The 4,535-nt window shown below is 58.6% G+C and carries 5 protein-coding genes; all 5 read right to left on the bottom strand.

The features are described from left to right. A partial coding sequence (lpxK, locus tag A3754_RS11810; RefSeq protein WP_063519848.1) for a tetraacyldisaccharide 4'-kinase occupies window positions 1-703 on the bottom strand: 703 nt, incomplete at its 3' end. A gap of 9 nt (window positions 704-712) precedes the next feature. Next, the gene (gene msbA / locus A3754_RS11805) at window positions 713-2,461 is read right to left on the bottom strand and encodes a lipid A export permease/ATP-binding protein MsbA (RefSeq protein WP_063519847.1); all 1,749 of its coding nucleotides are present in this window, start codon (window positions 2,459-2,461) and stop codon (window positions 713-715) included. Beyond that, window positions 2,458-2,883 (bottom strand): biopolymer transporter ExbD, encoded by a 426-nt coding sequence (locus tag A3754_RS11800; RefSeq protein WP_063519846.1) that lies wholly within the window; start codon window positions 2,881-2,883, stop codon window positions 2,458-2,460. The genes msbA and A3754_RS11800 overlap by 4 nt, the downstream gene beginning before the upstream one ends. Further along, complete coding sequence (locus tag A3754_RS11795) at window positions 2,880-3,509, bottom strand: MotA/TolQ/ExbB proton channel family protein (protein ID WP_039925832.1); 630 nt, start codon at window positions 3,507-3,509, stop codon at window positions 2,880-2,882. The genes A3754_RS11800 and A3754_RS11795 overlap by 4 nt, the downstream gene beginning before the upstream one ends. Before the next feature lie 30 nt (window positions 3,510-3,539). Continuing rightward, the coding region (locus tag A3754_RS11790) for a ComEC/Rec2 family competence protein (protein ID WP_156496959.1) at window positions 3,540-4,535 on the bottom strand (996 nt) is incomplete at its 5' end.

The following is a 4,535-nucleotide window of genomic DNA, read 5'->3' as shown; positions in this document are numbered from 1 at the left end:
GATGTTGGCGCAGGAAATCGTCAGGGGTGAGAGTACGGTCGTCGGCCAGGCATGTCATGCCTGACGGACGCATGATCATGGGATAGGCCCCGGTCCAGCCACCGCCGGTGCTGATCACGAAGTCCACCTCCTTGAGGCGGGTGGCCGGCTCCCGCAATGGTCCTTCCGGCAGACAGCGACCATTACCCAGGCCACGCTGACCATCCACCACCACCACTTCGGCGCTGCGCGGCAGCGCATAATGCTGCAAGCCATCATCGCTGATCACCAGGTCCGGGGCGTACTCGCGAATCGCCACGTCCAGGGCATTGCGCCGATCCGGATCCAGCACCACCGGCGCCCCGGTGCGGCGAGCAATCAACACTGGCTCATCCCCTACTTCCAGCGCATCACTGCTAGCGGACACATGCTGGGGATACTGTTCGGTTTTACCGCCAAAGCCACGGGATACCACCGCCACTTTCAAACCTCGCGAGCGCGCCGCTTCCACCAACGCAATCACCAATGGGGTTTTGCCTGTACCACCGACAGTGATATTGCCCACCACCAACACCGGAACGGGAGGGCTTGGGCGTTGCTTCCTGAATTGTTGCAGACGCCGCCGCGCCTCAAAAGAAACCAGCGTAGACAGAGGCCGCAGCGGAACCAGCCAGGGACTGCCCTTATACCAACCCTGTTGAATCCATTCGCTCAGTGACCCCATGTCGCCCGCTTACTCCTCGGCAAAATTCATCCGGTACATCTGCGTATAAAGCCCGTTTTTTTCCAGCAATTCCTGGTGCGAGCCCTGCTCGATCAACTGGCCCTGATCCAGCACCATAATACGATCCGCTTTTTCGATGGTAGACAAGCGATGGGCAATGACCAGGGTAGTTCGCCCTTCCATCACCTGCTCCAGGGCCTGCTGGATGTGGTGCTCAGATTCGCTATCCAGTGCACTGGTCGCTTCATCAAGAATCAAGATCGGCGCATCCTTGAGCAGCGCCCGGGCAATGGCGATCCGCTGCCGCTGGCCACCGGACAATTGCACACCATCCTGGCCCAGCAAGGTATCCAGACCATGCTCAAGCTGCTCGATAAAGCGCCAGGCGTGGGCGTCCTGTGCCGCTTTTATGATGGTGGCGTCATCCGCGCTGCGCAGCTCACCGTAGGCAATATTGTTTCGCACGCTGTCGTTAAACAGCACCACCCGCTGGCTAACCATGGCGATCTGGTTCCTCAGCTCACCGAGCTGGTACTCCGGCAAGGGGACGCCATCGAGAAGAATTCGTCCCTGATCCGGATCGAAAAAACGCGGCAGCATGGCACTGATGGTACTTTTCCCCGCACCAGAACGCCCCACCAGTGCCACCGTCTCGCCGGCCTTGATGGAAAAGTTGAGATTCCGCACCACCGGTGACGCCGGGTCATAACCAAAGGTCACACCCTCAAAGTCGATGTTGCCATCGGCCTTGGTGGCCACCGCATAGCTACCGGTATCCACTTCCTGCTCCGTGTCCAGCAGTTCAAACAGGCTGGCCGCACCCGTTACGCCCCGCTGCACTTTCACGTTCACATCCGTGAGTTGCTTGAGCGGTTTCTGGATCATGCCAGCGGCGGCAATGTAGGAGAGAAAGCCCCCCACTGTCAGGTCTTCACCCATCAAGTGAATATATAGATAGGTAATGGCACCAATGCCCACCGCCACAAACAACTGCACGATGACCGTGCTGGCAATCTTGCTGGCATTGAGCTTCACGTTCTGCTTGGCGAAACTGCGGCTGACGTTATGGAATCGGTCCGCTTCCTGTTTCTGGCCGCCAAAAATTTTCACCTCGCCACTGCCCTCAATAGCTTCACCCAGAAAATGGGTGATGTTCGCCATGGAAGACTGGATACGACGGCTGATCTTGCGGAATCGCTTGCTGGTGATATTCATGACCAGGCCAATCAGGGGAGCCACGGCCACCAGAATCAACGTCAGTTTCCAGTTCTGCCATAACAGGAAACCAAACAGCCCCACCACAGTGAGGCCTTCGCGGATAATCACGATGATGGCATCGGTACCCGCACTGGTGACCTGCTGCGCATCAAAGATAATCTTCGACATGATGCGCCCGGACGCATTGCGGTGATATTCAGACTGGGGCAATTTCAGCACATGACCGAACACATCATTACGCAGCACATACACAATCTGCTGGGCCACCCAGTTCATGGAATAACTGCCCATGAACTGGCCCAGGCCCTGAAAAATCACCAACACCAATGGCGCGATCGACACGATTAGCACGCGGGCATCGGTCGGGTTGACGATGGTTTCCCCCAAGTAACCGGCCAGCTGTGCCGCCCCGGCCTGGGTGCCGGCATACAGGGCATAGCCAATAACGCTGATAATCAGCATGAACCAGTAAGGGCGGACGTAACTCAGCAGCCGTTTATAGGTAGGCCACACGTCCTCGGGGGGAAGAGGTTGACTCATTGTGCCTCGTTAGGGGATTCGCGAGTGGTGAGCGACAGCTTAACAAAACCCAGCTGCCCGGCCACGTCATAAACACGCACGACAGCCTGATACGCCACATTGGCGTCCGCATAAATTTGCAACGGTTGATCCGTTTTATCCTGCCCAAGACGCAGCAACGCAGTGCGTAGCGCATTGCTGTCACTGGCCGCCAGCTTCTCGCCGTTCACCAGGTAATCGCCCGTGGAGGTAATCGTCACTTCAACCTGATCATCCACCTGGGCCTGCGGAGCGCCATCGGCTTCCGGCAAGGTGATCGACAACTGTGTCTTGTCATCAAACGTGGTCGATACCATGAAGAAAATCAGCAGCAGGAACACCACATCAATCAAGGGTGTCAGGTTAACGCTGATTTCCTCCTGGCTGGGCCGGGGAAATTTCACGCCTTCTCTCCCGGTTCTGCCTCACGATCACCGTGGACCAGATCCACCACATGAACGGCGCTTTGCTCCAATTCCACGGTAATTTCTTCTACCCGGCGTACAAAGAACCGGTGAAAGAAGATTGCCGGAATGGCAACCACCAGCCCCGCTGCAGTGGTCAGCAGTGCCTGGGAAATACCACCAGCCAGCTGTGCCGCATCACCGGTGCCGTGAATCATGATCGCTGCAAACACATCGATCATGCCGACCACCGTGCCCAGCAAGCCCAACAGCGGAGTAATCGCCGCGATAGAACCCAGGGTGCTGAGAAATTTCTCTAGTTCGTGCACCACACCAGTGGCACTCTCCTGAATGCTTTCTTTCATGATGTCACGACCATGGCGAGCATTGGCCAGACCGGTCGCCAGAATACGGCCCAACGGCGAGCTGTCGCGCAGCTTCACCAGATTGCCTTCATTAAGCAAGCCGCGTTTCAGCAGCGTCTGCACCTGGGGCACCGTATCCGCCGGCGCTAATTTGCTGGGCCGCAAGGTCCAGAAACGTTCTACCACGATGGCCAGCGCCACTACCGAACAGATCAAGATCGGGAGCATCATCCAGCCCCCGGACTGCACAAGATCCTGCACCTTAACTTCTCCCCTTGCTCACAAATCGGGTTACCAAAAGCGCCAACGGGCCGGTCCATGCCAGGGCCGGGCAACCGTTTGCCGCCATTTTGTTATAAGCCGGCCATTATCGACGCCCCCCTGTCGAAACACAATCATGCCATCCAGGTCCGTGCGCAGAACTGTGATGCCCGCGCTGTCCAGCTTGTGCAGCACCTGCGGATGAGGGTGGCGGAACCGGTTACGGTAGCCGGCGCTGACCAGCGCAACATCGGGCTGCAGCTGACGCAGCAAGGCATCACTGGTACTGGATTTGCTGCCATGATGGCCTACCACCAGCAGGTCCACGGGCGCCAACGCCCCAAGCAAACGGTATTCCTCTTGGATGCCGATATCGCCAGGCAACAGGGCGGAACCAAATGGCCCATCAACATGCAGCACACAGCTGGCGCCGTTCCCGGCCGGCCCTGGCTCGCGGGGCCACAGCACCGTGAAGATCACGCCGTCCCAGCGCCACTGATCACCGGCCTGGCATAATTGGCTGCCTGGCACCCTGTGCGGCTCGCCGCTGAGCAACAGGCCTGGTGCCGGCAAGTCAGTCAGCCCGCCGGCATGGTCATTGTCGCCATGGCTGATCACCGTGCGGTCTACCTGCTGCCCCGTGACCGACAGCCACGGCCTCATACTCTGGGCCGCCATGCTGCCACCGGGCCAGGACGGCCCGGCATCATAAATCAGCAGGTGCTCACGGGTACGTATTGCCAATGCCAGCCCCTGCCCCACATCAAAAGCCGTCAGTGACCACTCCCCCGGCGCCAGTGTTGCCGGCTTCTGCGTCAACCAGGGCAGCAGGAAAAGCGGCAGCAAACGTCGAGGAAATGGCAAAAATGGCATCAGCAGCAACATCACCCCAATCATCAGGACGATACCTGCGGGCATGGACGGCAGCCTGAGCCATGACGGCACGCCCAGATTCGCCAGCCACATCATGACCCACACGGAAAATTCCACCCCGGTGGCGGCAGCCCCCAACAACCAGGGCTGCTG

The organism is Alcanivorax sp. HI0083 (assembly GCF_001635175.1).
The sequence above is the reverse complement of the archived record's forward strand: the minus strand, read 5'-3'. Positions and strand labels throughout refer to the sequence as shown.

Coding starts and splice junctions, on each gene's coding strand:
- msbA (WP_063519847.1), bottom strand. CDS start 2,461: ATGAGTCAACCTCTTCCCCCCGAGGACGTGTGGCCTACCTATAAACGG.